Here is a 26,111-nt window from a genome sequence, read left to right as displayed (position 1 = left end):
CCGGATGTGCGCCTAGGGTGTGTCTCCCAATGCGCGGAGCCAGGTGACGATCGCCTTCAGGACGGCGCCGCCGCGGAAGGTCAGGGCGAGCTTGTCGTAACGGGTGGCCAGCCCGCGCCACTGCTTGACGTGGCAGAACCCGCGCTCGACGACGTTGCGGTTTCGGTAGTCGACCGGATCGAATGCGGGCGGTCGGCCACCGCGTGAGCCCCGTCGTTTGCGGTGTCCCTGCTGGTCAGAGGGCTCCGGAATGACAGCGATGATCCGGCGCTCGCGCAGGTGCCGGCGGATCGCGCGTGAGGAGTAGGCCTTGTCCGCGCGCACGCGTTCGGGCCGGGTCCGGGGTCGTCCCGGGCCCGGTCGGGCGATGCTCAGGTGCGCCATCAGGTGCGGAAACATTGGCGAGTCGCCGCCCTGGCCGGGGCCGAGGAGGACCACCAGCGGGCGGCCGTGCCCGTCAACGAGCTGGTGGATCTTCGTCGACAGCCCTCCGCGGGACCGTCCCAGCGCGTGATCTGCTGGTTCGGCGAGCAGATTCGTGTAGTTCGATCCGGCCCCCTGTGTCGCGCTTGAGGGTCGCGGCGTGCTGGTGGGCACGGATGATCGTGGAGTCCACGCTGACCGCCCACCCGAGCACCTCGGCGGCGTCGGCCTCGATCAGAAGAGCAGCCAGGATGTGGTCCCAGGTGCCGTCGCCGCTGTAGCGGCGGTGCCGCTTCCACAACGTCTGCCACGGCCCGAACTCGGCTGGGACGTCGCGCCAGGGAAGCCCGCACCGATACCGGTAGATGATCCCCTCGATCACCCGGCGGTCATCGCGGAACGGGCACCCGCGACGACCCTCGGAGGAGGGCAACAGCGGCGCCAGACGGGCCCACTGGGCATCAGTCAGGACAGCGGTACGCGGCACCGATCAAGCATCGCGCACCCCGCTCCGCCCATTTGGGAGACACGCCCTAGCAGGGGGCCCAGATCGGCGGCCAGTCCCGGTGCTCCGTAATCCTGGGCGTCGGCGCGCAGCATGGCGAGGTCCCTGTGCACTCTGGCTGATCGGACACCGGCCGCATCGGCGAGAATCTGGTATCCGGCCGCCTCGCCGTCGGTCGTCTCACCGGTACGCAGCGACAGGCTGGCGAGCCGGATCCGGCAGCGGAGTCCGGTTCGCGTACGTCCCGTGTCGAGGTCGGACACGGCCGAATTCAGACGCGTGCGGGAACGGTCCGTGTCTCCGAGCGCGAACAGGGCGAGACCGAGGGCGCTGTCGTGGTGACCGGGGCTGTAGGTGATCCGCCGTGCCCACTCCGGCCCGGTCGTCGCTTCGGCTCGTCCGAGTTCGTCGTCGGCCAACTCGACGTGTCGTCGCCCAGCGGCCGTCTGGCCGGCAGAGGCGCAATGCCGTGCGCACACCGCGTGCAGGTTCGCGCGCTCGGAGACGGAGATGCGGTCGTCACCTATCGCTGCCCTGAGGACTTCGACCCCGTCGGCGGGATGTCCGGCGTCCGTCATGACGGTCGAGAGGTCCAGCATGACGTGTGCTCGTAGATCGCGGTCGCCGCCACGAGCAGCCTGGTCGAGTGCGAACGCGAGCATTCTGCCGGCCCTGTCGATCTCACCCGAGTCGAAGAGGGCCCAACCGAGTCGATCGGCGAGAAGCCCGATTACCGAGCAGAGTCGCTCTCGCGTCGAGTCCTGCATCTCCGCGTCCAGGAGACCGGTCGACCAGCGCAAGGCAGAACGTGCGAAGCCTGCCGCGGTCTCACCGCCTCGGGCCAGATCGAGTCCCATGTAGGCGTCCGCGGCGGCTTCGACGGCTTCGACGTCGGTCAGGCCGACCCGGTGCGCCGGACCCGATTCGAGACCGTCCAGCAGGCGGGCGAGCGGCGTGGGATCAGCGGCACCGACAGCCGCCGCCGCGACGGTGGCGAGGAACTGTCTACGACGCACATCCGCATTCAACGGCATGCAGACGTCCTGTGCACCGATCGTGACCCCGGCTGTCGGCGGCAGACCCTCCGTCCGTCGACCAGGATCGGAAGCAGGGTGATCTCGGTGCGAGCGCGCAGTGTGCGGACGGGACGCTTCGCGAGCTGCGGCTGCCCGAGCGTGCAACACGACCAGCGCGCCCCGTGCGTCCAGGGCTGTGTCCAACGCGGCGACCAGCGCCGCTGAGGGAAAGCCGCGCGAGGGACGTTCCGCATAGCCGACGTACTGCTTGCTGTATCCCACCATCTGTGCCAGATCGGCGTTGCTGAGACCCGCTGCTTGCTTTCGGCGCCGGATGTCACGGGCCAGTTCGACGGCAGCCGCGCTTGCGGACACCACAGGCTCGCGCGGCTCCGTCGCCATTCCCGCCCTCCGCTGTGCGCTTGTTCGCGGGGTAACTCGCCCGCCAGGTGTTTTTACCCCTCGTTGCCCCGTTCCGGCAGCGTAGCGGGTTGCGGTCCGCTTTCGGCATGACCCGTCAGTGGCTCGTTCTCCGTGATATCGGACGTTCGTGATGACGTCGCGTTCTGCTTGGGTGGACGGACGGATCGACGTCCTGGACATGACGTCAGTGCTGGACGGCCGTAGTCACGTCGTCTCCGCCGCGAATTTCGACGCGGGAGTATGGGATGGGAGCGGCCGCTATCGGGCGATCTGCGGAACCGACGTCGTGGTCGCCTCACTCGTCGCCTCTCCCGGACGTCGCTGTGGCGCGTGTGCACGCCGCTGCTCCGATGCGGCGCGAACTCGCGGGGCGGCGGCTCGGCGACCGACCGTGTTCGAACGCGGCTCGCGATGGCTGAGGAGGAGGCGATGAGTGTCCCCGGGTACGCTCCCCGGTGAAGGCGATGGAGCTCGCCGACAACCGCACCCGCTGCTGATGGCTCCTACCGATCCGGTTTCCGACCGTAGGTAGGTGGCGTATGTCCGTTCGTCGGTCCGGCGCAGGTGGATCCCCGTACCGGCCCTCCGTCCTGGCGGCCGTCGCCGTCGGCGGGGTGCTCGGCGCCGAGGCCCGGTTCGGCCTGGGGATGCTGTTCCCGTCCCCGCCCGGTGCCTGGCCGTGGACCACGTTCTGGATCAACGTCTCGGGGTGCGTGCTCATCGGCGTCCTGCTGACGCTGCTCGCCGTCGCCCGCCCCCCGCACCCGCTGCTGCGTCCGCTGTTGGGCGTCGGCGTGCTCGGCGGGTACACGACGTTCTCGGCCTGGGCCGTCGACTCGGTCGGGTTGGCCGTCGCCGGCCGGTCCGGCACCGCACTGCTGCACGTGCTGGTGACGCCGGTGGCCGCGGTACTGGCGTGTGCCGCCGGTGTCGCCGCGACCCGCCGTCTCGTGCGACGGGGTGGCCGGGCATGAGCGTGTGGACGGCCGTGCTGGTCGGGATCGGTGCCGCGGTCGGCGCGCCGCTGCGCTACCTCGCCGACACCGCGGTCAAGGCCCGCCTCGGGCCGGGCTTCCCGTGGGGCACGTTCGCGGTGAACGTCGCCGGGTCCGCGCTCCTCGGCGCCCTGACGGCCGGTGCGGCGCTGCTGCCGCCCGGCGTCGCGGCACTGGCCGGGATCGGCTTCTGCGGCGCGCTCACGACCTACAGCACGTTCGGCTACGAGATCGTCGAGCTGTCCGGGCGCCGCCGCACCGGCACCGCGCTCGCCTATCTCGTCGCGAGCATGCTGTCCGGGCCGGCCGCGGCCGGTGCCGCCTGGCTGGCCGTCGACGCACTCATCGGCGCGCGGTGAGCTGCAGCACCGGGGAGCTGGGGTTCCACTGCGGACCCAGGGTGAAGCGCTCCTCGGCCTCGACGGCGAACCCGGCGTCCCGGATGGCCGCGCCGGTGTCCCGGTCCAGCCGGCAGCCGGCCAGCATCCGGGTCCACAACGGACCGACCGCGTCCTGCACCCTGGCGGTCCGGCCGGTTCCCCGCACGTGCTCCAGCACGGCGAGCCGCCCGCCGGGGCGCAGCACCCGCCGCATCTCCGACAGCGCCCGCACCGGATCCGCCACGGTGCACAGCACCAGCGTGGAGACGACCGCGTCGAACGAGTGGTCCGGGTGCGGCATCCTCGGCCCCGGCGTCGTCGACCTGCACCGGTACCGGGGCGGTCGGCACCCGGCCGTGCAGCCGTCGCCGCATCGCCGGGTCGGGCTCGGTCGCGACGACCCGCTCGGCCGCCCGGTAGTACGGCAGGTTCGCGCCGGTCCCGGCGCCGACGTCGAGCACCGCGCCGGTCAGCCCGCCGACCAGCGCGGCCCGGCGCGGACCCACGAACGAGCGCTCGGCCGCGGCGTTCATCCGGTCGTAGAGGGCGGCGAAGACGCGATGGCCACGGTCACCCCTGCTCGGCATGGCCGGAGCGTACCCGCCGCACTTGACCTTGGACCCGGCTCGAAGGTCTACGGTCGCGCCGTGCCCCGGTACCGCATCTCCCAGCTCGCGGAGCGGGTCGGCGTCCCGGCGACGACGCTGCGCTACTACGGGTCCCGGGGGCTGCTCCCGGCCCGCCGGACCCCGGGCGGCTACCGCAGCTACGACGACCGCGACGCCGACCGGGTCCGCTTCATCGTCGTCGCCCGGGATCTCGGTCTGTCGCTGGACCTGATCCGGGACCTGCTCGGGGTGTGGGAGCAACGGCCGTGCCGCGACGTCCGGGCCCGGCTCCTCCCGCTGGTGACCGAGCAGCTCGCCGCCGTCGACGACCGGACCGCCGCGCTGCGGCGCTTCCGCGACCACCTCACCGGCGCCCGCGACCGGCTCGCCCGGCTGCCCGACCGGGACGAGCCCTGCGATCCGGCGTGCACGTTCCTGGCCACCGCACCGGTGCCCGAGCCGGTGCCCGTGGCCTGTTCGCTGCCCGCCGCCGAGCACGTCGACCGGATCGGCCGCTGGCGCACCGTCCTGGCCGGTACGACCTCGCACCGGCTGCCCGGCGGCACCGTCCGGACCGAGCTGGAGCACGGCCGGATCGCCGGCGTCGCCGCGCTGGTCGCCGACGAGGTCGGCTGCTGCCCGTCGCTCACCTTCACCCTGACCGTGACCCGCACCGGGGCCCGGCTCGACGCCACCGCCCCGGAGCACGCCGGCCCGCTGCTCGACGACCTGTTCGCCGCGGGCCCGACCGGAGGCCCCCCGTGCTGACCCTGAAGCCCGTGACGCTGTTCGTGCTCGCCGCCCTGCTGGAGATCGGCGGGGCGTGGCTGGTCTGGCAGGGCGTGCGTGAGCACCGCGGCTGGATCTGGATCGGCGCCGGGGTGCTGGCCCTCGGGTGCTACGGGTTCGTCGCGGCCCTGCAGCCCGACGCCGAGTTCGGCCGCATCCTCGCCGCCTACGGAGGGGTGTTCGTCGCCGGCTCGCTGGTCTGGGGCGTCGTCGTCGACGGGTTCCGGCCGGACCGCTACGACATCGTCGGTGCGCTGGTGTGCCTGGCCGGCGTCGCCGTGATCATGTACGCGCCGCGGTCCGGCGCGGTGTGATCAGGGCGGCCCGACCTCGGAGATCGTGTACCGCGCGACGTCGGCGTCGAGGATGCGGGCGGCCGTCTCGGCGTCGGGGCCCGAGCCCCGGAAGGCGAGCAGCTCCGCCTCCGACGCCCACCGCTCGACGACGTTCACCCGTCGCGGGTCGAGTGTGTCGGCGGTGATCGCGAAGTCGAGGCAGCCGGAGCTGCCCCTGGCGAGTTCGACGACCGAGGCGCACGCGGCGACGTAGGTGTCCCGGTCGGCGGCCTCGACGATCAGGTGTCCGGCGATGAACAGCATGGAAGTGGGGACCGTCGCGGGCCCCCGGACTCATCGCTCGGCGACGCGGTGCAGGTCCCAGCCCGGCAGCGGGACCCCGGGCGTCCGCCACGCGTGCCGCACCGCGGCGGTGTGCGCGAACGACGGTTCCGGCAGCTCGTCGGGGTCGGCCCAGACCCAGGCGTCGATCGCGTGCGGCTCGGTGACGACGAGCTCGGCCCCGGCCGGGGCCGGGACGTGCACGGCGAGCGTCACCCCGCTCCCGCCGGTCCGCACGCACAGCGCGAACAGCGTCGCGGTGCCCGCCCGCACCCCGGTCTCCTCGGCCAGCTCGCGCAGCGCGGCCGCCACCGGGGTCTCGCCGCCCTCCAGGTGCCCGCCGGGGAACGACCAGCTCGACGTCTCGCCCGCGGTGACCCGGTGGCCGACGGCGACCAGTCCGTCGGCGCGCTCCAGGACGACGCCGACGCCGCACACCGGCCGGGGAAGGTGATCCACGGGTGCACTCTCGCATCCCGGCCGGGGCGCGCCCATCATCGTGTGATGGACCTCCGTGCCCACGTCGACCGGGTCGACGCCAAGATCGGCTCGCTGCGCACCCAGCTGACGGCCCTGGCCGACGAGCAGGCGCTGACCAGCCACGACGACGAGCACGACCCGGAGGGCGTCACGATCGCCGTCCAGCGGGCGCAGCTGCAGGCGTTGCTCGCCGGGGCCGAGCGGGACCGCGCCGAGCTGGACCTGGCCGCGGAGCGGATCGCCGCGGGCACCTATGGCAGCTGTGCCGTCTGTGGCGACCCGATCGCGGCGGAACGGCTGGAGGCCCTGCCCGCCACCCGGACCTGCATCGTGTGCGCCACCACGCGGCGCGGCCGTCAGCCGGGGACCTGACCGCCGGGGGAGTCCGGATGGACGCTGACCGTCGGGGGCGGTGACGGGGTCCCGGCGGACGGGACCAGCGGCTCGGGCTCGTCCTGCAGCGTCACCCCGCAGCCGCCGAGCAGCACGACCAGGAGCGGGAGCGCCGCGACGGCCGCCCGCCTCACTGCTGTTCCCCGGGCAGTTCCACCACGACCCGCGCGCCGCCACCGGGGCGTTCCGATATCCACACCCGGCCACCGTGCCTGCGGACGTGCGCGGCCACCAGGGACAGCCCCAGGCCGGTGCCGCCGCCGTCGCCGCGGCTGCCGGCCAGTGTGCCGCGGGAGAAGCGCTCGAAGACCTCGGCGCGCCGGTCCGGCGGTACGCCGGGGCCCGCGTCGTCCACCTCGATCCGGGCCCGGTCCCCGTGCCGGGAGACACCCACCCGGATCGCTCCGCCGCCGTGCGCGTCCGCGTTGTCGAGCAGGTTGCCGAGCACCTGGTCCAACCGTCGCCGGTCGGCCGGCACCGGGACCGGCTCGGGGGCGTCGACCTGCGGGACGTGCGACCCGCCGCGTGCGGCGACCAGTTCGCGGACGAGTTCGCCCAGCTCCCACGGCTCGCGTTCCAGGCTGTCGCTGCGGGAGATCTCCAGCAGGTCCAGCACCATCCGGCGGAACCGGTGCACGTCGCCGTCGAGCAGGTCGACGGCCTGCTGCGCCGCCGGTGGCAGCTCGGCCCGCCGCCGGCGCAGCACCGCGACGGCGTTGATCAGCGTGGTCAGCGGGGATCGCAGCTCGTGGCTCACGTCGGCGGCGAACCGGGCGTCCCGGCGGACCCGCTGCTCCAGGTCGTCGGCGGTGCGGTTGAAGGTCGCGACGAGTGGCGCCAGCTCGGCGTCGTGGCTGTCCGGCAGCCGTGCGGACAGGTCCCCGCCGGCGACCCGGCCGGCGGCCCTGGTCAGCTCGGTGAGCGGGAGCAGCGCCCGGCGCCCCGCGCGGTGCCCGAGCGCCAGGCCGAGCACCGCGCTGATCGCGACCCCGGCGGCGAGGAGCAGTCCGAGGAACCGCAGGGTCGCGTCGAGCTGGTCCAGCGGGAAGACCTCGACGAACAGGTCGCCGCCCGGCAGCGGCACGGCGACGACCAGCGCCGGCATCCCGCCGATCGTCAGCCGCTGCCGGGCCGGGGTGCCGGACTGCGCCAGCTCCAGCAACGGCCGGGGGAGCAGCTCCGGATCGACGTCGCGCCCGCTGGTGGTCCAGCTGCCGCCGCGGTGCAGCAGGACACTCGTGTCCGGGGTCCCGGCGAGCCCGGTGAGCAGGTCACCGAGCCCGTCGGAGTCGGTCCGGTCGGCCAGCGCCCGCTCGACCAGCCGGACGTTGACGTCGGCCTGCCGGGTCGCACCCTCGACCCGCTGGTCGACCAGGTACCCGGTGGCCAGGTTCCAGGTCACCGTGCCGAACAGGCCGGTCACCACCAGCGAGACCAGGGCGAACGCGAGCCCGACGCGGTGGCGCAGGGGCAGCCGGCGCAGCGGCAGACGGTTCAGCACGGGCCCTCATTGTGCCGCGCCGGCTCACCCGGCCCGGCCGGGCACCGGGTCGGGGTCCGGCACGTGCCCCACCTTGTACCCGGCCCCGCGCACGGTCAGCACGACCGTCGGCCGGTCCGGGTCGGCCTCGACCTTGCGGCGCAGCCGGCGCACGTGGACGTCGAGCAGCCGGGTGTCGCCGTGGTACTCGTAGCCCCACACCCGCGACAGCAGCTCGTCCCGGGTGACGATCCGGCCCTCCGCCGCGGCGAGCTCGCTGAGCAGCCGGAACTCGGTCCGGGTGAGGTGCACGGGCGCACCGGCCCGCAGCGCGACACCCTCGTCCGGGCGCAGCTCCACCTCGCCCAGCGTCACCCGCCGCGGGGCGGCCGGAGCCGGCCGGCGGCGCCGCAGCAGGGCGCGCACCCGGGCGGCGAGCTCGCCGGCGACCAGCGGTTTGGTGACGTAGTCGTCGGCGCCTGCCTCCAGCCCGGTGATGACGTCCGCGGAGTCCGACCGCGCCGTCACCATGATGATCGGCAGGTCACCCGCGTCGCGGAGCCTGCGGCACACGGTGAAGCCGTCGATGCCGGGCAGCATCAGGTCCAGCAGGACGACGTCGACGTCCGGGTCACCGGCCCGCTCCAGCGCGTCCTCCCCGGTGTGCACGACGTCGACGGCGAAACCCTCGTCGTCGAGTGCGAGCACGAGCGAGCGGCCGACCCGGACGTCGTCGTCGACCAGCAGTACCCGGGTCCGCGTCACGCCGGACAGTGCACCCGATCCGGGGCCCGCGGTCGAACCGGGCGCGCCGGGAGGCCCGTGATCGTCAGCGGATCGCAAGCCCGCAGCGCCAGCAGCGGCGCGGTCCGCCGTCGGCCGGGGCGGGCTCGTCGGACGGCATGGCCCCGCACTCCGGGCACAACCGGTCCAGCCAGCAGACGGGATCGCCGGGCTCGTCGTCGGGCACGGGTACACCGCACCACCGGGCCGGCCGCCGGGTCCAGTCCCGGCGGCGGCGTCATCGGCGGGCGGTCGCCACCAGCACCGAGTTCACGACGTCGGTGCGGGGATGGACCTCCAGCAGGACGTCCAGGCCGGTCAGGTCGGCGGCCGTCACCTCGGGGTAGAGCAGCGTCCGCAGGCCCGCCGCGGTGCGCACCAGCTGGGTGGCCTCCGGCGCCGCGGCCGCGATCCGGGAGGTGATGCGGTCCTTCGCCGCCGCGTCGGTGCCCACGAGCGCGCCGAGCAGCACCAGGTCGGCCCCGGCCAGGACGTCCGGCCCGACGTCGGCGACGTCGGTGCACACGGTGCGGGCCCCGATCCCGAGCGCGGTGGCCACCGCGGCACCGGCCCGGGCCGCCTCCGGGTCCCGGTCGACGTGCACGACGTCGACGCCGTGCCGGGCGGCCAGCACCAGCCCGGTGAGCGGCAGCGGCCCCGAGCCCAGCACCACGGCCCGGCGCGGCACCGGGCGCCCCACCGCGGCGAGCGCGGCCAGCTCCAGCCGGACGAGGTCGTGGTAGTTGCCCAGGTAGGGGAACCGGTCCAGCTCGGCGGCCGGATCGGCGGCGGTCGCGATGCGCCGGGCCCAGTGCCGCTCCATGTGCCCCTCGCCCGCCGAGCTCAGCGCCCGCAGCCCGGCGGAGTGCGCCGCGACCCGTGCCAGCACCCCGCCGGTGCAGCCGGCCGGCGGATGACAGCACAGCCGCACCAGCTCGGAGAACGCGGCGTCGACCTCGGCCCCGGGACGCAGGTCGGTCCGCTCCAGCAGGGCCCGCAGTGCGACCAGCCGCTGCGCCGTCCGGTTCTCGGCGTCGGCACCGCGTGGCGGGTGGGGAACTGTGATCGGACGACTGCTCTGCGTGGTCACGATGATCCACCGTATCCAATGAAAACCGTTATGCATGTGGGTCGTCCGGGTGGCGTAGAAAATGGAGCAAATGCTCAGGAGTTGGTCTAGCCTGGGGACGGAAGCACGGACGAGGAGGAAGACCGATGTGGGGATGGCTGGCGCTCGCGGTGGGCGCCGAGGTGACGGCGACGCTCTCGCTGCGCGCGTCGAACGGGTTCAGCCGGTTGCTGCCCTCGCTGGTCACCGTGGCCGGGTACGGGACGGCGTTCTGGGCGCTGTCCCAGGCGCTGACCAGGGGAATGGCGCTCGGTGTCGCCTACGGCGTCTGGGCCGCGGTGGGTGTCGCGCTGGTCGCGGTGATCGGCGCGCTGTTCCTCGGCGAGTCGCTCAGCTGGGTCCAGGCGGGCGGGATCGTGCTGGTGATCTGCGGGGTGCTGGCCCTGGAGCTGGGCGGGAACACCTCGCATGCCTGAACCGGGCGACGGCCGGTTGCGCAAGGGCGAGCGCCGCCGCCGGGCCCTGCTGGAGGCGACGATGCGCCTGGTCGGCCGGCGCGGCACGGCCGCGGTGACCCAGCGGGCGGTCGCGGCCGAGGCCGGGGTGCCCCCGAGCGCGGTGCTCTACTACTTCGCCACGGTCGACGACCTGCTCGTCGCGGCCCTGACCGACGTCAACGACGACTACGTCGCCCGGCTGGCCGCGATCGCGACGGTCGAGGACCTGGTCGGGCTCATCGAGGACTGCGCCCGCCAGGACCGGCTGCGCACCGTCGCCGAGTACGAGCTGCTGCTGCACGCCGCCCGGCGCGACGAGCTGCGGGCGGAGCTGCACCGCTGGGACACCGCGCTCGCCGGTGCGGCGCAGCGCCTGGTCCCCGGCGATCCGGAGGTCCGGTCGCTGCTCGTCGCGGCGGCGAACGGGTTGTTCCTGGCGGCCGCCCTCGGCTCGCCGTGCGACACCGCGGCGCTCGCCCGGCTCGTGTGCCGCACGGGATAACGTGGGGCCATGAGCCCGGATCGCCACTCGGAGTCCGTGGAGAACTACCTGAAGACGATCTTCCTGCTCGCCGAGCGGTGGGAGGGGTCGGTGGGCGTCTCCGCGCTGGCCGAGCGTCTGGGGGTGTCGTCGCCGTCGGCGTCCGGGATGGTCCGCAAGCTGGTCGACGCCGGTCTGGTCGACCACGCCCGGTACGCGGGCATCACCCTCACCGAGGCCGGCCGGGAGTCGGCGCTGGCGGTCGTCCGCCGGCACCGGTTGATCGAGATGTTCCTGGTCACCGAGCTGGACCTGGCCTGGGACGAGGTGCACGAGGAGGCCGAGTCCCTCGAGCACGCCGTCTCCGACCGGCTGCTCGACCGGATCGACGACCGGCTCGGCCACCCGCGGTTCGACCCGCACGGCGACCCGATCCCGGGCCGGGACGGGCGGCTGCCCGTGATCGAGGCGCGCCGGTTGCCCGAGCTGCGGTTCGGCGAGGGCGGTGAGCTGGTCCGCGTCGACGACACCGATCCCGAGGTGCTCCGCTACCTCGACGCGCACGACGTCCGGCTCGGCGACCGGGTCGATCTGCTCACCCGCAAGCCGTTCGAGGGTCCGTACGTGGTGCGGCTGCGCCGGACCGCGGACCGTGCGGCCTCCGACGCCGAGCACGAGTGGGGCCCGACCCTCGCCCGGGCGCTCTGGGTCGGCGCCACCGAGAGCAGCTGATCCGGGCGAACCACACTTTCGGGACTATTCGTCCCTAACGGCCGTATCACCTGGTACGGCTGGCTGTGGCCGCCACTCCTGCCTACGCTCGGCGGACGCGTTCCCCGCGCACCGCCGAAGGAGCCCCCGTGCGGCAGGACCGGCCCGAGAGACCGCTCGACGACGACGAGCGTCGCGCGCTCGCGCAGATCGCCGCGGCGACCCAGCGCGACGATCCCGGCCTGGCCCATCGGCTCTCCGGGACCGAGGGCATCGAGCATCCGCCGGTGCGCCGCACCGGGACCCCGCTGCGCTGGTGGGTCGTCGGCGCGGTGATGACCGTCGCCGTGCTGTTCGCCCTGGTCGTGACCTGGCTGCCGCCGGTCGTCGCCCCGGCCGTGGTGTTCGGGGTGCTGCTGATCGGCATCCCGGCCGCGTGCGTCGTGTGGGCCCGCCGGCGCAACGAGCTCTAGGACGAGGTCGGGCCCGGCCGGGCCTGTGCAAGGAACGGTGGTTCCGGCCCCCGCGGTGCGGGAACCGGGCCCGGGAGCCTCGGCGCGGGAGTCGTTACCGCGCGGCGTTCGCCGCGCCGGCCTCGGTCGCGTTGCCCGCGGTGTTCAGCGAACCGTCGGAGTTCTCCAGGTGCGCGCGGACGAACCACTGGTACTGCTCGAGCGCCCCGGCCTGGGCGATGAGCATGTCCTGGGTGACCGGGTCGAGGGTCTCCAGCTTCTCGATCTGGCTGCGGTGGTCGCCGATGACCCCGGTGTAGACGAGGTCGAGCGCGCCGAGGTGGGCGATGGCGTGGTCACGGCCGATCGAGTAGTCGTCCCAGGTGCGCTCGCGGACGAGCGCGCCCGGCGTGCCGTCCGGCGAGCCGCCCAGCGTGGCGATCCGCTCCGCGACGTCGTCGACGAACCCGCGGACCGCTTCGACCTGCGGGTCCAGCATCTCGTGCACCGCGATGAAGTTCGGTCCGATGACGTTCCAGTGCACGTGCTTGAGCGTGAGCTGGAGGTCGTTCAGCGCGTGCAGACGGTTCTGCAGCAGCGCGACGACCTGCTCGGCGTCGCCGTGCTCCAGGCCCGGAACGGTGTAACGGATGGTGCCCATGGTGTTCGGTGCTCCTTCCGGAGAGCGGTGCGGGATGGTCAGGACGCGGCGGGACGGTCGTCGTCCCGGCGGACGGGCTGCTCGCCCAGGTGCACGCCGTCGCCGTCCGGGGACTCGTCCACGGGCGTGTCGCTCTGCTCGGTCGGCACCGGGCCGCGATCGTTCGGCGTCGTCACGGACGGCGGGTACCCGCGCACGCCGGGGACCATGTACGCCGCGGTGCGGATGTGAGCTGGATCAGGTGTCGGACAGTTCCTCGCGGCTGCGGCCCGCCCCGCCGACGAGGTGGTCGAGCGTCCGGGTGACCTGCAGCAGGCGCTCCAGCGCGGGCCGGCGGTTGTCCAGGTGCAGGACGACGCCCGCGGCCGCCGTCCGGCGCCGCACCATCAGCAGCGAGGACAGGCCGTAGGAGTCGCAGTAGCCGAGCCCACCGCAGTCCAGGTGCAGCTCGCGCAGCCCGCCCCGGTGCAGCCGGGCACCGACCTCCGAGGTCAGCGTGTCGGCGCTCTCGTAGTCGAGGTCCCCGGCGACGGCCGCGCACACGACGCCCGGCTGCGGGCTGCTCCAGGTCAGCGAGAGCTCTCGCGCGTCACTCATGCGGGCCTCCCCGTCCGGTCCAGTGCCCCCGCCCCGGCCGCCTCCACCGTCGCGTCGGCCGGTTCCGCGTCCGCCGCGGTCCGCCGGGCGGAGGCCGAGCGCAGCAGCTCGGCGGCGCGGGTGAAGTCGCGCAGCTCGTCGGCCAGCAGGTCCAGCACCGGGGGCAGCACCCGGGCCGGCACGGACCGCGCGGTCAGCACCGACGCCGTCCAGTCGAGGAAGTCGGTGAACACCTGGGCGTCGCCGGTGTAGAGGGCGACGCAGAGGAAGTCGACGATGTGCCGGACGTCCTCGGCCGTACGCAGGCGCTGCTCGTCGTCGTAGGACGCCATCACCGGGAGCCGCTCGGGCAGCCGGTCCAGCACGGTCGCGACGAGCTTCGGCGTGTTCCGGCTGACCAGGGTGAACTCCTGGTCCGACAGGTGCGGCAGGTCGTCCAGCGGCTGCGCGTGCGGGTGCGCCGGGGCCGGCAGCCCGGAGGCGAGGGTGTCCGCGGCCGACCGGGCGTCGGGGGCCCACGCGTCCGCGCCGAGCAGCCGGGCGTGCCGGCCGTCCGCGCCGAAGGCGGCCCCGCCGACGATCACCGGGACCCCGGCCGCCTGGCACGCCGAGATCGTCGCGTGCGCGGTCGGCAGCCGGGTGGCGATCGACGACGACAGCGCCACCGCGTCCGGCCCGGTCCGGTGCAGGTGGGTGACCAGGTGCGGGGCCGGTACCTGGGCCCCGAGGTAGTCGACGGTGAACCCGCGCAGCCGCAGGACCTCGGCCAGCAGCCGCGCGGGCAGCGCGTGCCACTCGCCGTCCACGCAGGCGACGGTGATCCGGCCCCGCTCCCCGGAACCGCGGTCCCCGGTCATCGCGAGGGTGCCGACCACGCGCTCGTTGATCGCGGTCGCGGCGTGCTCGGTGGCGACCGAGATGCGGTTGGCCGCCCACTCGGCCCCGACCCGGGCCTGCACGGCGCCGATCACGTCGATCAGGATCGACTCGGGGTCGATGCCGTCGCGGACCGCGTCGACGACGACGTCGACGGCGGTGTACTCGTCACCGCGGACCACGGCGTCCCAGAGCAGGTCGACGTAGCGGGCGATCATGCGGTGTACCTGCCCCGGCCGTGCCCGCCGACGGCGGTGAGGTGCTGCCCGCGGGGCGCGGTGATCGCGAGCACGGCCATGTCGTCGTGGGTGTTGTGGCCGACCCACTCGGTCGCCAGCATCTGGATCCGCTCGACGACGGCCTCGGCCGGCAGTCCCGCGCACTCCGCCGCGGACCGCTGCAGCCGCTCCTCGCCGAACTGATCGCCGCCGAGCGGGCCGCCCCGGCCCTCGGTGATGCCGTCGGTGTAGAGCAGGCAGGTCTCGCCGGGAGCCAGCCGCGTCTCGTAGGTCGTCGCCTCGATCGTGGGCAGCGCGCCGACCAGGGTGCCGAGCGTCGCGGCCTCCTCGGCCCTGCCGTCCGCCCGGATGATCAACGGCGGTGGGTGCCCGGCGCAGGTCAGCCGCAACCGCACGTCGGCACCCTCGCGGGCGACCGACGCCAGCACCAGGGTGACGAACCGGGCGTGCTGGTCGCTGAGCAGGGCGTCGTTCAGCAGGCGGAGCAGCCGCAGGTGGTCGCCGGCCATCGGCCGCAGCGCGTGCAGTGCGCTGCGGATCCGGCCGGTGAGCACGGCCGCCTCCAGGCCCTTGCCGCACACGTCGCCGAGCACGGCGAGCGTCTCGTCGGTGTGCTCGTTCGGCGGGTGGACGTCGTAGAAGTCGCCACCGACCCGCTCGTGGTCCTGGGCGGGGCGGTAACCGCCCGCGAAGTCGACGCCGCCGACGTGCTGCAGCGTCGGCGGGAGCAGGTCGCGCATCAGGGTCTCGGTGATCGAGGCCTGCTGGGCGAACATCCGGGCCGCGGACATGGCCAGGCCGGCCCGCGCGGCGAACTCGCGGGCGGTCGTCTCCTCGCCCTCGCTGAACGGACCGGAACCCGCCCGGCGCAGCAGCACCAGCGCGCCCGCCGGGATCCCGTGTCCGGGCAGCGGCGTCACGACGATCGAGCCGACCGCGCCGAAGTCCTCCGGGGTGATCCAGGACGGCGCGACCGACGGGTCGATCCACCGCGAGGGCACCGGCGGGAACCCGCGCAGGGCCTCGGCCAGGCCGGGAACCTCGTCCGGGTCGATCCGCAGCAGGGTGCCGCGCGGCGGGCCGGACGCACCCGCCACCGCGGTGACGAGCTGGAACCGGCCGCGCTGGGACGGGGTCAGCACCAGCGCACCGTCGGCCAGGTTGCCGACCGCGAGCTCGGCGGTCACCTCCATGCAGCGCAGCAGGTTGAGCGATCCGAGCAGGGCGGCCGACGCCTCCGAGAGGAACGCCGCGCGGGCCTGCTCGACCCGCAGCTCGTCGCAGATCGACTGGACGTCGGTGACGTCGATGAGCCACCAGGTCACCGAGTCGTCGTCGTGGCGCACCGGCTGGACCTCGAGCGCCCGCCCGTCGACGACGTCGGCGAACGGTGCCGGCGCGGACCCCGCGGAGGCGGCGTGCGCGGTGGACAGCCAGGGGACGACGCGGGACACCGGCTCACCGGTGCGCAGCTGCGGGAGCATCGCCCGGGCGGCGTCGTTCGCATCGAGCACGGTGCCGTCGCCGTGCACCGTCACGGCGGCACACGGCGCTCCTGCCCAGCGGGTCTCGGCGAGTGGGCCGGCCACACCGGTCGTCGGCTCCGTCACGTCGCTTCCTGGCCTCCTCGTCCGGCCGGGGATCGGCACCCAAGTGTCCCAGGTGGAGTACCCGACGGTACCGCTGCCGGGCCCGGCCGGCACACGGCGGCCGGGCCCGGCAGCGGTTCGTCCCCCGCCGGGCGTCATCCGGACGGGGTGTCCCCCCGTTCCCGCCGCCAGGCCGTGCGCCGCCCCGCCTGGTCGCGTTCCGCGTCGGCGGCGGCCAGCATCCGGCGCTGCTCCTCGGTCCCGCCGCCGGCCGCGACCAGACGTTCGGTCTCGGCCAGCGAGCGCGCCGCCGCGATGTCGGCCGCGTCCCGCGGGAGTTGCTGTTCACGGTCGGAGTCCGTCTCCGGACGCTGTTCGGCCGCGTAGGGGTTGTCGTCGGGCAACCGCCCGCTGAACCGGCCGTACGCGGCGAGCGTCAGCAACAGCAGCCCGACGACCAGGCTGAACACGACGTTCGGCATCCGGAAGGACAGGATGTTGTACGCGGTGCCGAGCACCAGGACGTTCGCGACGCCGGAGAGCAGGAACGCCGCCCCGACGACGACCCCGACCGTCGAGGCGAACCGGCCACCCCGGATGCCGGCCGCGACCAGCACCGTCCCGACCACCAGGGAGATGGTGGAGAGCAGGTTGTTCGTGCTCATCCCGAGCAGCGGCGCCCCGGAGGTGGTGAAGAACCCGAGGCCGCCGGAGAACCCGAGCGTCCCGAAGATCCAGAGGATCACGCCGACCAGGGCCGAGCTGATCCGGTGCAGGCCGTTCAGCAGGCGCGGGTCGGACCCGTGCAGTGACATGTCGTCCTCCGTCCGTCGAGCGGGGCCCTTCGGGGTCCCCGGTCACCACGTCCGGCAAACGGCGGTACCGGCCACGCTCAGGTGGCTGCGGGCCTGCTCCGTGGCCCGGGCCCGGCGGCGGACGGGGGCGGGCCGAACGCGGGTCGAGCGGATCGACCGTCGCGGGTTCGGTCAGCGCGGCATCCCCCGGCCGGCGCAGCGACCGCACCCCGGCGTCGGCCAGCGTCACCAGCGGGACGGCGAGCAGCCCACCCGGGACACCGGCCACCACGAGCCCCGCGGTGATCGGCAGGACGACGGCCAGCGGGTGCAGCCGCACCGAGCGCCCGAGCAGCAACGGGGCCAGCACGTAGCCCTCGACGTTCTGCACCAGCACCAGCAGCCCGAGCACGAGCAGGGCGTCGAACCACCCGCCGGACGCGAGCGCCACCAGCACGGCGACGACACCGGTCACGAACGCCCCGATGGTGGGGACGAAGGCACCGAAGAAGATCAGCGTCGCCAGCGGGACGACGAGCGGGACCCCGATCAGCCACAGCCCGACGCCCGCGGTCACCGCGTCCACGGCGGCCACGACGACGGTCGCCCGCACGTATCCGACCAGCGAGGCGAAGGCCCGCCGCCCGGCCACGTCGGCCCGGCGCCGGGCGGTCCGCGGCACCGCGCCGAGGACGAACGCCCAGATCCGGGACCCGTCGTGCACCAGGAAGATCAGCACGAACAGCATCAGCAGGGTCTCGGCCGCGAGCTCGCCCGCGGTCCCGAGCGCACCGAGGACGTTGTTCGCGAGCGCGGCCTGGTTGCGCTGCAGGGTGTCGAGCACCGACTGGAAGGTCGCGGCGAGCCGTGCGTCGTCGAGGTGGAACGGTGCGGCCGCGAGCCGGTCCCGCAGGGCGACGACGCTCTCGCCGATCCGTGCCGACAGGTCCGGGAGCCCGGTCAGGAACGCCGCGACCGCCCACCAGAGCACCGCGATCGCGATCGCCAGGCCACCGGCGACGACGACCCCGGTCGCCACCGCGCGGGGGACGTACGGGACGCCGGCGAGCAGTCGCGCCACCGGTGCCAGCAGCGCGGCCAGGATCAGCGCCAGCACCGCGGGCACGACGAGTACGGCGAGCTGCGCCAGCACCCACCCGACGACCGCGAGCGCCGCCGCGATCAGCAGGACCCGCCACGCGATGCCGGAGGCGGTGCGCAGACCACCGGGGATGCGGGGGTCGTCGGGATGTTGCGTCACGAGACGACGGTAGTCCGCAGCGGGCCCGGCGCACCCCGGACCGGACGTACTCAGGGCCGTCTCAGGTCCGGCGGGCATGGTGGAGGGACGACGGTGCCCGCTGCGGTGCCGCGGGACCGGACCGGAGGGGGAGACGATCCATGACCGCGCTCGACGTCCTCGTGGTGATCGTGGTGCTGGCGGCCGTGATCGGCGGCTTCCGCCGGCTCGACGGCGCCGGCCGGGCCGGAAGCCTGCTCGGGCTGGTCGTGGGGGCCGGTCTCGGTGCCGCATGGGGGTCGAACCTGAGCCGTTACGGCGACGGCGCCGGGTCCGCGTGGCTGTGGGGACTGCTCGGCATCGCGGCCGGGCTCCTGGTGGGTTCGCTGGTCGGCGGGGTGCTGGGCCGTCTGCTGAGCCGGGTCCTGACCCGGGCGAAGCTGACGTTCCTGGACCGGATCGTCGGCGGACTGGCCGGTGGCGTGGCCGCGCTGCTGGTGATGTGGCTGGTGTCCTGGGTGGTGCCCGCCGTGGTCGGGCCGGAACCGCTCGCGCCGGTCACCTCGATCGTCGACGCGCTCGGCGGGCACAGCCGGGTACTGGCCTCGGTCGGGGACCTGTTGCCGAACACGACCTCGGCGGCCCAGGACATCGTCGACGCGGCTCGGCCCCCGGCATGATCCGGCCGGTTCGGGGAGTGCTCCTCGTCCGATCGCGACGCGCATTCGCCCCCGACGCGCTGCAGGACCGGACGAGGAGCACTCGACGGACCAACGCGCCAGGCGCGGTCCGGATACCCCCCTGATGCGGTGACGGCGGCCCACGTGCCGTGACCCGGCGGGGGCCAGACCGCCCCGCCGAACGGTTTCCGCAGGTAACGCCGCTCCGGACGGGGCGAAGGCCCCGCTCCGCGCCCGGGGTGCCCGGCGTCACACGATCGCGTCGGGGCCGCCGGGCCGGTGCGATGCCCTGTCGGCAACCCGGATCGCGTCCGACGCCGTGCCGCTGACCTGCGACGACACCGTCCGTTTCCCGAAACGACGCCCCGGTTTGACCCTGCCCGACCCGGTGCCGTAACTTTCTTCCTGTCAGCGAGTGAGCCGGACAGAACGGGCCTCAGAGTCCGGTCAACAGGCCCGCTGGCCACTACGACCCCCCGGTCGGCCCGAGAGTTTCTTGAGGGTTTACGGTTGTGGGGTCAAGGCGATCCGTCTTCTGGATCCTGCCCCTTGTCGGGGGTGTGGTGATGGTGGTGCGGGTGTCTTTTGAGAACTCAACAGTGTGTCGAGCTATATTATGGTTTGGCGTTTTTGTGCCAGATTGTTTGTTTGGTTGAATTCGGTGCGATCCCGTCGTGCCGGGTTTGCCGGTTGTTTGCAAGTCAGGGTTTTTGTTGGAGAGTTTGATCCTGGCTCAGGACGAACGCTGGCGGCGTGCTTAACACATGCAAGTCGAGCGGTAAGGCCCTTCGGGGTACACGAGCGGCGAACGGGTGAGTAACACGTGGGTGACCTGCCCTCCACTCTGGGATAAGCCCGGGAAACTGGGTCTAATACCGGATAGGACCTCTCAACGCATGTTGGGTGGTGGAAAGTTTTTTCGGTGGGGGATGGGCCCGCGGCCTATCAGCTTGTTGGTGGGGTGATGGCCTACCAAGGCGGTGACGGGTAGCCGGCCTGAGAGGGCGACCGGCCACACTGGGACTGAGACACGGCCCAGACTCCTACGGGAGGCAGCAGTGGGGAATATTGCGCAATGGGCGGAAGCCTGACGCAGCGACGCCGCGTGGGGGATGACGGCCTTCGGGTTGTAAACCTCTTTCGCCAGGGACGAAGCTTCGGTGACGGTACCTGGAGAAGAAGCACCGGCCAACTACGTGCCAGCAGCCGCGGTAACACGTAGGGTGCGAGCGTTGTCCGGAATTATTGGGCGTAAAGAGCTCGTAGGCGGTGTGTCGCGTCGGCCGTGAAAACTTGGGGCTTAACTCTGAGCGTGCGGTCGATACGGGCATCACTTGAGTTCGGCAGGGGAGACTGGAATTCCTGGTGTAGCGGTGAAATGCGCAGATATCAGGAGGAACACCGGTGGCGAAGGCGGGTCTCTGGGCCGATACTGACGCTGAGGAGCGAAAGCGTGGGGAGCGAACAGGATTAGATACCCTGGTAGTCCACGCCGTAAACGTTGGGCGCTAGGTGTGGGGACCATTCCACGGTTTCTGTGCCGCAGCTAACGCATTAAGCGCCCCGCCTGGGGAGTACGGCCGCAAGGCTAAAACTCAAAGGAATTGACGGGGGCCCGCACAAGCGGCGGAGCATGTGGATTAATTCGATGCAACGCGAAGAACCTTACCTGGGTTTGACATGCACAGGACCGCGGCAGAGATGTCGTTTCCCTTGTGGCCTGTGTGCAGGTGGTGCATGGCTGTCGTCAGCTCGTGTCGTGAGATGTTGGGTTAAGTCCCGCAACGAGCGCAACCCTTGTTCCATGTTGCCAGCACGTAATGGTGGGGACTCATGGGAGACTGCCGGGGTCAACTCGGAGGAAGGTGGGGATGACGTCAAGTCATCATGCCCCTTATGTCCAGGGCTTCACACATGCTACAATGGCTCATACAGAGGGCTGCGAGACCGTGAGGTGGAGCGAATCCCTTAAAGTGAGTCTCAGTTCGGATCGGGGTCTGCAACTCGACCCCGTGAAGTTGGAGTCGCTAGTAATCGCAGATCAGCAATGCTGCGGTGAATACGTTCCCGGGCCTTGTACACACCGCCCGTCACGTCACGAAAGTTGGTAACACCCGAAGCCGGCGGCCCAACCCTTGTGGAGGGAGTCGTCTAAGGTGGGACTGGCGATTGGGACGAAGTCGTAACAAGGTAGCCGTACCGGAAGGTGCGGCTGGATCACCTCCTTTCTAAGGAGTCCCACCATGTGGTGGGGCGCCAACTGTTTCTTCTGAGATGTGTTGGTTCCTTAACTGAAATCATGCTGTCGGCCCCGGATGTGGGTCGGGTGTGACTGGGTGGAACGCAATGGGCGTCAGGCTTGTGGTTCGACACACTGTTGGGTCCTGAGAAGACACCGCTGTTGGCGGGTGTTCTCTGGCCGCGTTGGTCGGGGGTTGTCCTAACGCCTTCCTTGGTGGGGGTGGTGGTTGCTTCTGGTCTTGTGTGGTTGTGGGTTGAGTGTTGCATAGTGGATGCGAGCATCTTGTTGTGGTCAAGTTGTTAAGAGCACATGGTGGATACCTAGGCATCAGGAGCCGATGAAGGACGTGGGAGACCGCGATAGTCCTCGGGGAGTTGTCAACCGAACTGTGATCCGAGGGTGTCCGAATGGGGAAACCCAGCACCCGTCATGGGGTGTTACCCGTACCTGAATTCATAGGGTGCGTGGAGGGAACGTGGGGAAGTGAAACATCTCAGTACCCACAGGAAGAGAAAACAATAGTGATTCCGTGAGTAGTGGCGAGCGAAAGCGGAAGAGGCTAAACCGTGTCCGTGTCAAGCCGGCAGGTGTTGCGGGTGCGGGGTTGTGAGGCGTGTCGTTCATCTTCTGCCGAGGGTGGGACAATTGATGACTGTGTTAGCGGAACGATTCTGGGATGGTCGGCCGTAGTGGGTGAGAGCCCCGTACGCGAAAATGCAGTTGTGGTTGTGGGCATTGTTCTCGAGTAGCAGCGAGCTCGTGGAATTTGCTGTGAATCTGGCGGGACCACCCGTCAAGCCTAAATACTACCTGATGACCGATAGCGGACTAGTACCGTGAGGGAAAGGTGAAAAGTACCCCGGGAGGGGAGTGAAATAGTACTTGAAACCGTGTGCTTACAAGCCGTCAGAGCCTGAAGTGGTCTTGTACTGCAGGGTGATGGCGTGCCTTTTGAAGAATGAGCCTGCGAGTTATGCTTCGTGGCGAGGTTAACCCGTTGTGGGGTAGCCGTAGCGAAAGCGAGTCCGAATAGGGCGGTGGAGTCGCGGGGTGTAGACCCGAAGCGGAGTGATCTACCCATGGCCAGGGTGAAGCGTCGGTAAGACGTCGTGGAGGCCCGAACCCACCAGGGTTGAAAACCTGGGGGATGAGCTGTGGGTAGGGGTGAAAGGCCAATCAAACTTCGTGATAGCTGGTTCTCCCCGAAATGCATTTAGGTGCAGCGTCGTGTGTTTCTCGCCGGAGGTAGAGCACTGGATGGCCTAGGGGGCCTACAAGCTTACTGAAGTCAGCCAAACTCCGAATGCCGGTGAGTGAGAGCGCGGCAGTGAGACTGCGGGGGATAAGCTTCGTGGTCGAGAGGGAAACAGCCCAGATCACCGGCTAAGGCCCCTAAGTGTGCGCTAAGTGGGAAAGGATGTGGGATCGCAGAGACAACCAGGAGGTTGGCTTAGAAGCAGCCACCCTTGAAAGAGTGCGTAATAGCTCACTGGTCAAGTGGTCCTGCGCCGACAATGTAGCGGGGCTCAAGCGCACCGCCGAAGCCGTGGCAATGACACTTTAGTGTGTTGTTGGGTAGGGGAGCGTCCTGCATCTGGTGAAGCCCGGGAGTGATTTACGGGTGGAGGGTGTGGGAGTGAGAATGCAGGCATGAGTAGCGAATGAAGAGTGAGAATCTCTTCCGCCGGATGACCAAGGGTTCCTGGGCCAGGTTGTTCCGCCCAGGGTGAGCCGGGACCTAAGGCGAGGCCGTCAGGCGTAGTCGATGGACAACGGGTTGATATTCCCGTGCTCGTGATAGTGCGTCCATGCTGAGGCCGGTGATGCTAACCATCCGAACCTACCTCGGTTCCTTCGGGAGCTGTGTTTGTGGGGGAGCGTGGGATCCGATCCGGTAGTAGGCAAGTGATGGGGTGACGCAGGAGGGTAGCTCCGCCACGCGGTGGTTGTCGTGGTGTAAGCCTGTAGCCTGGTCTTCTAGGTAAATCCGGAGGATCGTGAAGGGTGAGAGGTGACGCGTAGCCGATTGAGGCGAAGTGAGTGATCCCATGCTGTCGAGAAAAGCCTCTAGCGAGTGCTGTTGCGGCCCGTACCCCAAACCGACACAGGTGGTCAGGTAGAGAATACCGAGGCGATCGAGCGAACTGTGGTTAAGGAATTCGGCAAAATGCCCCCGTAACTTCGGGAGAAGGGGGGCCATCTGTCGTGAAGCCATGTGCTGGTGGAGCGGTGGGTGGTCGCAGAGACCAGGCCCAAGCGACTGTTTACTAAAAACACAGGTCCGTGCGAAGTCGCAAGACGATGTATACGGACTGACGCCTGCCCGGTGCTGGAACGTTAAGAGGACCTGTTAGTCCCTTCGGGGGCGAAGCGGAGAATTTAAGCGCCAGTAAACGGCGGTGGTAACTATAACCATCCTAAGGTAGCGAAATTCCTTGTCGGGTAAGTTCCGACCTGCACGAATGGCGTAACGACTTGGGCGCTGTCTCGACCACAGACTCGGCGAAATTGCATTACGAGTAAAGATGCTCGTTACGCGCGGCAGGACGGAAAGACCCCGGGACCTTTACTATAGCTTGGTATTGGTGCTCGGTTCGGCTTGTGTAGGATAGGTGGGAGACTGTGAAGCGTTCACGCTAGTGGGTGTGGAGTCGTTGTTGAAATACCACTCTGGTCGAATTGGGTGTCTTAACCTCGGGCCATGATCTGGTTCAGGGACAGTGCCTGGTGGGTAGTTTAACTGGGGCGGTTGCCTCCTAAAGAGTAACGGAGGCGCCCAAAGGTTCCCTCAGCCTGGTTGGCAATCAGGTGTTGAGTGTAAGTGCACAAGGGAGCTTGACTGTGAGACTGACGGGTCGAGCAGGGACGAAAGTCGGGACTAGTGATCCGGCACCTCCTGGTGGAAGGGGTGTCGCTCAACGGATAAAAGGTACCCCGGGGATAACAGGCTGATCTTGCCCAAGAGTCCATATCGACGGCATGGTTTGGCACCTCGATGTCGGCTCGTCGCATCCTGGGGCTGGAGTAGGTCCCAAGGGTTGGGCTGTTCGCCCATTAAAGCGGTACGCGAGCTGGGTTTAGAACGTCGTGAGACAGTTCGGTCCCTATCCGCCGCGCGCGTTGGAGACTTGAGGAAGGCTGTCCCTAGTACGAGAGGACCGGGACGGACGAACCTCTGGTGTGCCAGTTGTCCCGCCAGGGGCACGGCTGGTTGGCTATGTTCGGGAGGGATAACCGCTGAAGGCATCTAAGCGGGAAGCCTGTTCCAAGATGAGGTCTCCCACCACCTTGAGTGGGTAAGGCTCCCAGTAGATGACTGGGTTGATAGGCCGGAGATGGAAGCCTTGTGAGGGGTGGAGTTGACCGGTACTAATAGGCCGAGGGCTTGCCACAACATGTTGTTCGCATCCACTGTGTGACCCTGAGTCCACAACCATTGTTTGTGTGTTCACGGCTCCCACACCCTTGTTCGCGCTGTGCGCGTGTCGGGGGTGGTGGGGGATAAGTTGATAGTGTTGTCGGTGGTTATGGCGGTAGGGGAACGCCCGGTCCCATTCCGAACCCGGTAGCTAAGCCTTCCTGCGCCGATGGTACTGCACTCGTCAGGGTGTGGGAGAGTAGGTCGTCGCCGACATTCAACGTGTGATGCTGGGGGATGTTCCCGGAACCTGAAACAGGGTTCTGGGGACATCCCCCAGTTTTTGTGTTTCAGGGTGTTTCGTGGGGTGGTGTCGCTACCGCGGTTCGTGGTGTGGCGGCCGGCCGTGGTCGGCGTGACGTCGGCGGGCTTGACATCGCCGGTACCGGCGACGGTGTCACCGCGACACCGACACCGACGGTCCGCTGCCGTGGCACCGGAGCCACGAAGGGTCATCTGCCGGGATTCGGCAGATGACGCGGCACCGGCACCGGCACCGGCACCGGCACCGGCACCGGACCGGCACCGGCCCGGCGTCGGCCGAGGTACCGGGACCTGCGTCTCCGACCTCACAGTGCATCTTTCGACGGCGCAGGCCCCACCGCAGCTGCGAGGTCGCAGCGCGGGCTGCGAGGTCGATGCATACCGCGGGCATCGGGACCCAGGACACCGGACATGGTGCGGTCGAGGTGCAGGAGCGGGGCCGCCTAGGGTGTGTCTCCCAATGCGCGGAGCCAGGTGACGATCGCCTTCAGGACGGCGCCGCCGCGGAAGGTCAGGGCGAGCTTGTCGTAACGGGTGGCCAGCCCGCGCCACTGCTTGACGTGGCAGAACCCGCGCTCGACGACGTTGCGGTTTCGGTAGTCGACCGGATCGAATGCGGGCGGTCGGCCACCGCGTGAGCCCCGTCGTTTGCGGTGTCCCTGCTGGTCAGAGGGCTCCGGAATGACAGCGATGATCCGGCGCTCGCGCAGGTGCCGGCGGATCGCGCGTGAGGAGTAGGCCTTGTCCGCGCGCACGCGTTCAGGCCGGGTCCGGGGTCGTCCCGGGCCCGGTCGGGCGATGCTCAGGCGCGCCATCAGGTGCGGAAACATTGGCGAGTCGCCGCCCTGGCCGGGGCCGAGGAGGACCACCAGCGGGCGGCCGTGCCCGTCAACGAGCTGGTGGATCTTCGTCGACAGCCCTCCGCGGGACCGTCCCAGCGCGTGATCTGCTGGTTCGGCGAGCAGATTCGTGTAGTTCGATCCGGCCCCCTGTGTCGCGCTTGAGGGTCGCGGCGTGCTGGTGGGCACGGATGATCGTGGAGTCCACGCTGACCGCCCACCCGAGCACCTCGGCGGCGTCGGCCTCGACCAGAAGAGCAGCCAGGATGTGGTCCCAGGTGCCGTCGCCGCTGTAGCGGCGGTGCCGCTTCCACAACGTCTGCCACGGCCCGAACTCGGCTGGGACGTCGCGCCAGGGAAGCCCGCACCGATACCGGTAGATGATCCCCTCGAGCACCCGGCGGTCATCGCGGAACGGGCGCCCGCGACGACCCTCGGAGGAGGGCAACAGCGGCGCCAGACGGGCCCACTGGGCATCAGTCAGGACAGCGGTACGCGGCACCGATCAAGCATCGCGCACCCCGCTCCGCCCATTTGGGAGACACGCTCTAGGCCGGCTGAGGACACCAC

At 70.6% G+C, this 26,111-nt stretch carries 25 protein-coding genes, 3 rRNA genes, 3 pseudogenes and 1 riboswitch; of the genes and pseudogenes, 13 read left to right on the top strand and 18 right to left on the bottom strand.

All coding sequences use genetic code 11. The features are described from left to right. Positions 1-12 precede the first annotated feature (12 nt). A pseudogene (locus AFB00_RS31565) lies at positions 13-910 on the bottom strand (IS5 family transposase). Further along, positions 889-2,346 (bottom strand): helix-turn-helix domain-containing protein, encoded by a 1,458-nt coding sequence (locus tag AFB00_RS31560; protein ID WP_197519798.1) that lies wholly within the window; start codon positions 2,344-2,346, stop codon positions 889-891. The pseudogene AFB00_RS31565 and the gene AFB00_RS31560 overlap by 22 nt, the downstream one beginning before the upstream one ends. Positions 2,347-2,818: 472 nt before the next feature. Then, positions 2,819-2,880, top strand: a riboswitch (Fluoride riboswitch). Between the two features lie 26 nt (positions 2,881-2,906). Between AFB00_RS31560 and AFB00_RS08460 the strand changes: the two genes are divergently transcribed. Continuing rightward, positions 2,907-3,341 (top strand): fluoride efflux transporter FluC, encoded by a 435-nt coding sequence (locus AFB00_RS08460; protein ID WP_068796771.1) that lies wholly within the window; start codon positions 2,907-2,909, stop codon positions 3,339-3,341. Next, positions 3,338-3,721 carry a fluoride efflux transporter FluC gene (locus AFB00_RS08455; RefSeq protein WP_068796770.1) on the top strand — a complete coding sequence of 128 codons (384 nt, stop codon included), beginning with the start codon at positions 3,338-3,340 and terminating at the stop codon, positions 3,719-3,721. The genes AFB00_RS08460 and AFB00_RS08455 overlap by 4 nt, the downstream gene beginning before the upstream one ends. Here the strand turns inward: AFB00_RS08455 and AFB00_RS35735 are convergent. Continuing rightward, the gene (locus AFB00_RS35735; protein ID WP_335726562.1) at positions 3,705-4,043 is read right to left on the bottom strand and encodes a class I SAM-dependent methyltransferase; all 339 of its coding nucleotides are present in this window, start codon (positions 4,041-4,043) and stop codon (positions 3,705-3,707) included. The genes AFB00_RS08455 and AFB00_RS35735 overlap by 17 nt on opposite strands. A gap of 346 nt (positions 4,044-4,389) precedes the next feature. Between AFB00_RS35735 and AFB00_RS08445 the strand changes: the two genes are divergently transcribed. Continuing rightward, positions 4,390-5,118 carry a MerR family transcriptional regulator gene (locus tag AFB00_RS08445; RefSeq protein WP_068796769.1) on the top strand — a complete coding sequence of 243 codons (729 nt, stop codon included), beginning with the start codon at positions 4,390-4,392 and terminating at the stop codon, positions 5,116-5,118. Further along, entirely contained in the window at positions 5,112-5,453 is a 342-nt protein-coding gene (locus AFB00_RS08440; RefSeq protein ID WP_068796768.1) for a YnfA family protein, read from the top strand. The genes AFB00_RS08445 and AFB00_RS08440 overlap by 7 nt, the downstream gene beginning before the upstream one ends. Here the strand turns inward: AFB00_RS08440 and AFB00_RS08435 are convergent, their stop codons facing one another. Together AFB00_RS08435 and AFB00_RS08430 are read right to left on the bottom strand one after the other, a co-directional pair. Then, positions 5,454-5,738: a putative quinol monooxygenase gene (locus tag AFB00_RS08435; RefSeq protein WP_068796767.1), complete on the bottom strand. Its 285-nt coding sequence runs from the start codon at positions 5,736-5,738 to the stop codon at positions 5,454-5,456. 30 nt (positions 5,739-5,768) lie between these two features. Continuing rightward, a complete protein-coding gene (locus AFB00_RS08430) occupies positions 5,769-6,215 on the bottom strand; it encodes an NUDIX domain-containing protein (protein ID WP_197519797.1) in 447 nt (148 codons plus the stop codon). Between the two features lie 45 nt (positions 6,216-6,260). On the opposite strand from AFB00_RS08430, the gene AFB00_RS08425 reads away from it, so the two are divergent. Next, entirely contained in the window at positions 6,261-6,608 is a 348-nt protein-coding gene (locus AFB00_RS08425; protein ID WP_068796765.1) for a TraR/DksA family transcriptional regulator, read from the top strand. Here AFB00_RS08425 and AFB00_RS33050 read toward each other — a convergent pair. The 5 genes from AFB00_RS33050 to AFB00_RS08410 all read right to left on the bottom strand — a co-directional run bounded on the left by AFB00_RS33050 (position 6,593) and on the right by AFB00_RS08410 (position 9,982). Then, entirely contained in the window at positions 6,593-6,763 is a 171-nt protein-coding gene (locus AFB00_RS33050; protein ID WP_156819443.1) for a hypothetical protein, read from the bottom strand. The genes AFB00_RS08425 and AFB00_RS33050 overlap by 16 nt on opposite strands. Beyond that, positions 6,760-8,130 carry a sensor histidine kinase gene (locus tag AFB00_RS08420; protein WP_231974280.1) on the bottom strand — a complete coding sequence of 457 codons (1,371 nt, stop codon included), beginning with the start codon at positions 8,128-8,130 and terminating at the stop codon, positions 6,760-6,762. The genes AFB00_RS33050 and AFB00_RS08420 overlap by 4 nt, the downstream gene beginning before the upstream one ends. A gap of 24 nt (positions 8,131-8,154) precedes the next feature. Beyond that, positions 8,155-8,874 (bottom strand): response regulator transcription factor, encoded by a 720-nt coding sequence (locus tag AFB00_RS08415; RefSeq protein WP_068796764.1) that lies wholly within the window; start codon positions 8,872-8,874, stop codon positions 8,155-8,157. A gap of 64 nt (positions 8,875-8,938) precedes the next feature. Then, on the bottom strand, positions 8,939-9,079 hold the full coding sequence (locus AFB00_RS33045; protein ID WP_156819442.1) for a hypothetical protein: 141 nt from the start codon (positions 9,077-9,079) through the stop codon (positions 8,939-8,941). Between the two features lie 51 nt (positions 9,080-9,130). Next, the gene (locus AFB00_RS08410) at positions 9,131-9,982 is read right to left on the bottom strand and encodes a nicotianamine synthase family protein (protein ID WP_068796763.1); all 852 of its coding nucleotides are present in this window, start codon (positions 9,980-9,982) and stop codon (positions 9,131-9,133) included. A 125-nt stretch (positions 9,983-10,107) separates the two neighbouring features. Here AFB00_RS08410 and AFB00_RS08405 point away from each other — a divergent pair, with 125 nt between their 5' ends. The 4 genes from AFB00_RS08405 (at position 10,108) to AFB00_RS08390 (ending at position 12,123) form a co-directional block, all read left to right on the top strand. Then, the gene (locus tag AFB00_RS08405) at positions 10,108-10,437 is read left to right on the top strand and encodes a DMT family transporter (RefSeq protein WP_068796762.1); all 330 of its coding nucleotides are present in this window, start codon (positions 10,108-10,110) and stop codon (positions 10,435-10,437) included. Further along, a complete protein-coding gene (locus AFB00_RS08400) occupies positions 10,430-10,960 on the top strand; it encodes a TetR/AcrR family transcriptional regulator (RefSeq protein WP_068796761.1) in 531 nt (176 codons plus the stop codon). Before AFB00_RS08405 ends, AFB00_RS08400 begins: the two co-directional genes overlap by 8 nt. A 9-nt stretch (positions 10,961-10,969) precedes the next feature. After that, on the top strand, positions 10,970-11,671 hold the full coding sequence (locus AFB00_RS08395) for a metal-dependent transcriptional regulator (protein ID WP_068796760.1): 702 nt from the start codon (positions 10,970-10,972) through the stop codon (positions 11,669-11,671). A 128-nt stretch (positions 11,672-11,799) separates the two neighbouring features. Further along, positions 11,800-12,123 carry a DUF3040 domain-containing protein gene (locus AFB00_RS08390; protein ID WP_068796759.1) on the top strand — a complete coding sequence of 108 codons (324 nt, stop codon included), beginning with the start codon at positions 11,800-11,802 and terminating at the stop codon, positions 12,121-12,123. Between the two features lie 94 nt (positions 12,124-12,217). Here the strand turns inward: AFB00_RS08390 and AFB00_RS08385 are convergent, their stop codons facing one another. From AFB00_RS08385 to AFB00_RS36075, 7 genes and pseudogenes are all read right to left on the bottom strand, one after another. Beyond that, positions 12,218-12,763, bottom strand: coding sequence for a Dps family protein (locus tag AFB00_RS08385; RefSeq protein WP_068796758.1), 546 nt, complete (start codon positions 12,761-12,763; stop codon positions 12,218-12,220). A 38-nt stretch (positions 12,764-12,801) separates the two neighbouring features. Continuing rightward, positions 12,802-12,939: a hypothetical protein gene (locus AFB00_RS33040; RefSeq protein ID WP_156819441.1), complete on the bottom strand. Its 138-nt coding sequence runs from the start codon at positions 12,937-12,939 to the stop codon at positions 12,802-12,804. Between the two features lie 61 nt (positions 12,940-13,000). Then, positions 13,001-13,360, bottom strand: coding sequence for an STAS domain-containing protein (locus AFB00_RS08380; RefSeq protein ID WP_068796757.1), 360 nt, complete (start codon positions 13,358-13,360; stop codon positions 13,001-13,003). Continuing rightward, a complete protein-coding gene (locus tag AFB00_RS08375) occupies positions 13,357-14,454 on the bottom strand; it encodes a cobalamin B12-binding domain-containing protein (protein ID WP_068796756.1) in 1,098 nt (365 codons plus the stop codon). The genes AFB00_RS08380 and AFB00_RS08375 overlap by 4 nt, the downstream gene beginning before the upstream one ends. Then, positions 14,451-16,085, bottom strand: a complete 1,635-nt coding sequence (locus AFB00_RS08370; RefSeq protein ID WP_231974279.1) for a PP2C family protein-serine/threonine phosphatase — start codon at positions 16,083-16,085, stop codon at positions 14,451-14,453. Before AFB00_RS08370 ends, AFB00_RS08375 begins: the two co-directional genes overlap by 4 nt. A 134-nt stretch (positions 16,086-16,219) precedes the next feature. Then, entirely contained in the window at positions 16,220-16,879 is a 660-nt protein-coding gene (locus AFB00_RS08365) for a DUF4383 domain-containing protein (protein WP_068796755.1), read from the bottom strand. Between the two features lie 271 nt (positions 16,880-17,150). Then, positions 17,151-18,197, bottom strand: a pseudogene (locus AFB00_RS36075) (AI-2E family transporter); the annotation flags it as partial. A gap of 62 nt (positions 18,198-18,259) precedes the next feature. Between AFB00_RS36075 and AFB00_RS08355 the strand changes: the two are divergent. The 4 genes from AFB00_RS08355 (at position 18,260) to rrf (ending at position 24,654) form a co-directional block, all read left to right on the top strand. After that, positions 18,260-18,778 (top strand): CvpA family protein, encoded by a 519-nt coding sequence (locus AFB00_RS08355; RefSeq protein WP_068796753.1) that lies wholly within the window; start codon positions 18,260-18,262, stop codon positions 18,776-18,778. Between the two features lie 710 nt (positions 18,779-19,488). Further along, positions 19,489-21,006: ribosomal RNA gene (locus tag AFB00_RS08350) — 16S ribosomal RNA — on the top strand. A 303-nt stretch (positions 21,007-21,309) separates the two neighbouring features. Continuing rightward, positions 21,310-24,413, top strand: a 23S ribosomal RNA gene (locus tag AFB00_RS08345). Between the two features lie 124 nt (positions 24,414-24,537). Then, a 5S ribosomal RNA gene (gene rrf, locus AFB00_RS08340) occupies positions 24,538-24,654 on the top strand. The 16S, 23S and 5S rRNA genes sit together here, the layout of an rRNA operon. 491 nt (positions 24,655-25,145) lie before the next feature. On the opposite strand, the pseudogene AFB00_RS31550 reads toward rrf, so the two are convergent. Then, positions 25,146-26,043 (bottom strand): annotated as a pseudogene (locus AFB00_RS31550) (IS5 family transposase). Positions 26,044-26,111: the final 68 nt, after the last annotated feature.

Origin of the sequence: Pseudonocardia sp. HH130630-07 (genome assembly GCF_001698125.1) — a bacterium.
Lineage (GTDB): Bacteria > Actinomycetota > Actinomycetes > Mycobacteriales > Pseudonocardiaceae > Pseudonocardia.
Note: the sequence above shows the minus strand (reverse complement) of the source record. Positions and strands in the feature narration are given on the sequence as shown.

Coding starts and splice junctions, on each gene's coding strand:
- AFB00_RS31560 (WP_197519798.1), bottom strand. CDS start 2,346: ATGGCGACGGAGCCGCGCGAGCCTGTGGTGTCCGCAAGCGCGGCTGCC.
- AFB00_RS08460 (WP_068796771.1), top strand. CDS start 2,907: ATGTCCGTTCGTCGGTCCGGCGCAGGTGGATCCCCGTACCGGCCCTCC.
- AFB00_RS08455 (WP_068796770.1), top strand. CDS start 3,338: ATGAGCGTGTGGACGGCCGTGCTGGTCGGGATCGGTGCCGCGGTCGGC.
- AFB00_RS35735 (WP_335726562.1), bottom strand. CDS start 4,043: ATGCCGCACCCGGACCACTCGTTCGACGCGGTCGTCTCCACGCTGGTG.
- AFB00_RS08435 (WP_068796767.1), bottom strand. CDS start 5,738: ATGCTGTTCATCGCCGGACACCTGATCGTCGAGGCCGCCGACCGGGAC.
- AFB00_RS08425 (WP_068796765.1), top strand. CDS start 6,261: ATGGACCTCCGTGCCCACGTCGACCGGGTCGACGCCAAGATCGGCTCG.
- AFB00_RS08405 (WP_068796762.1), top strand. CDS start 10,108: ATGTGGGGATGGCTGGCGCTCGCGGTGGGCGCCGAGGTGACGGCGACG.
- AFB00_RS08400 (WP_068796761.1), top strand. CDS start 10,430: ATGCCTGAACCGGGCGACGGCCGGTTGCGCAAGGGCGAGCGCCGCCGC.
- AFB00_RS08395 (WP_068796760.1), top strand. CDS start 10,970: ATGAGCCCGGATCGCCACTCGGAGTCCGTGGAGAACTACCTGAAGACG.
- AFB00_RS08385 (WP_068796758.1), bottom strand. CDS start 12,763: ATGGGCACCATCCGTTACACCGTTCCGGGCCTGGAGCACGGCGACGCC.
- AFB00_RS08380 (WP_068796757.1), bottom strand. CDS start 13,360: ATGAGTGACGCGCGAGAGCTCTCGCTGACCTGGAGCAGCCCGCAGCCG.
- AFB00_RS08375 (WP_068796756.1), bottom strand. CDS start 14,454: ATGATCGCCCGCTACGTCGACCTGCTCTGGGACGCCGTGGTCCGCGGT.
- AFB00_RS08365 (WP_068796755.1), bottom strand. CDS start 16,879: ATGTCACTGCACGGGTCCGACCCGCGCCTGCTGAACGGCCTGCACCGG.
- AFB00_RS08355 (WP_068796753.1), top strand. CDS start 18,260: ATGACCGCGCTCGACGTCCTCGTGGTGATCGTGGTGCTGGCGGCCGTG.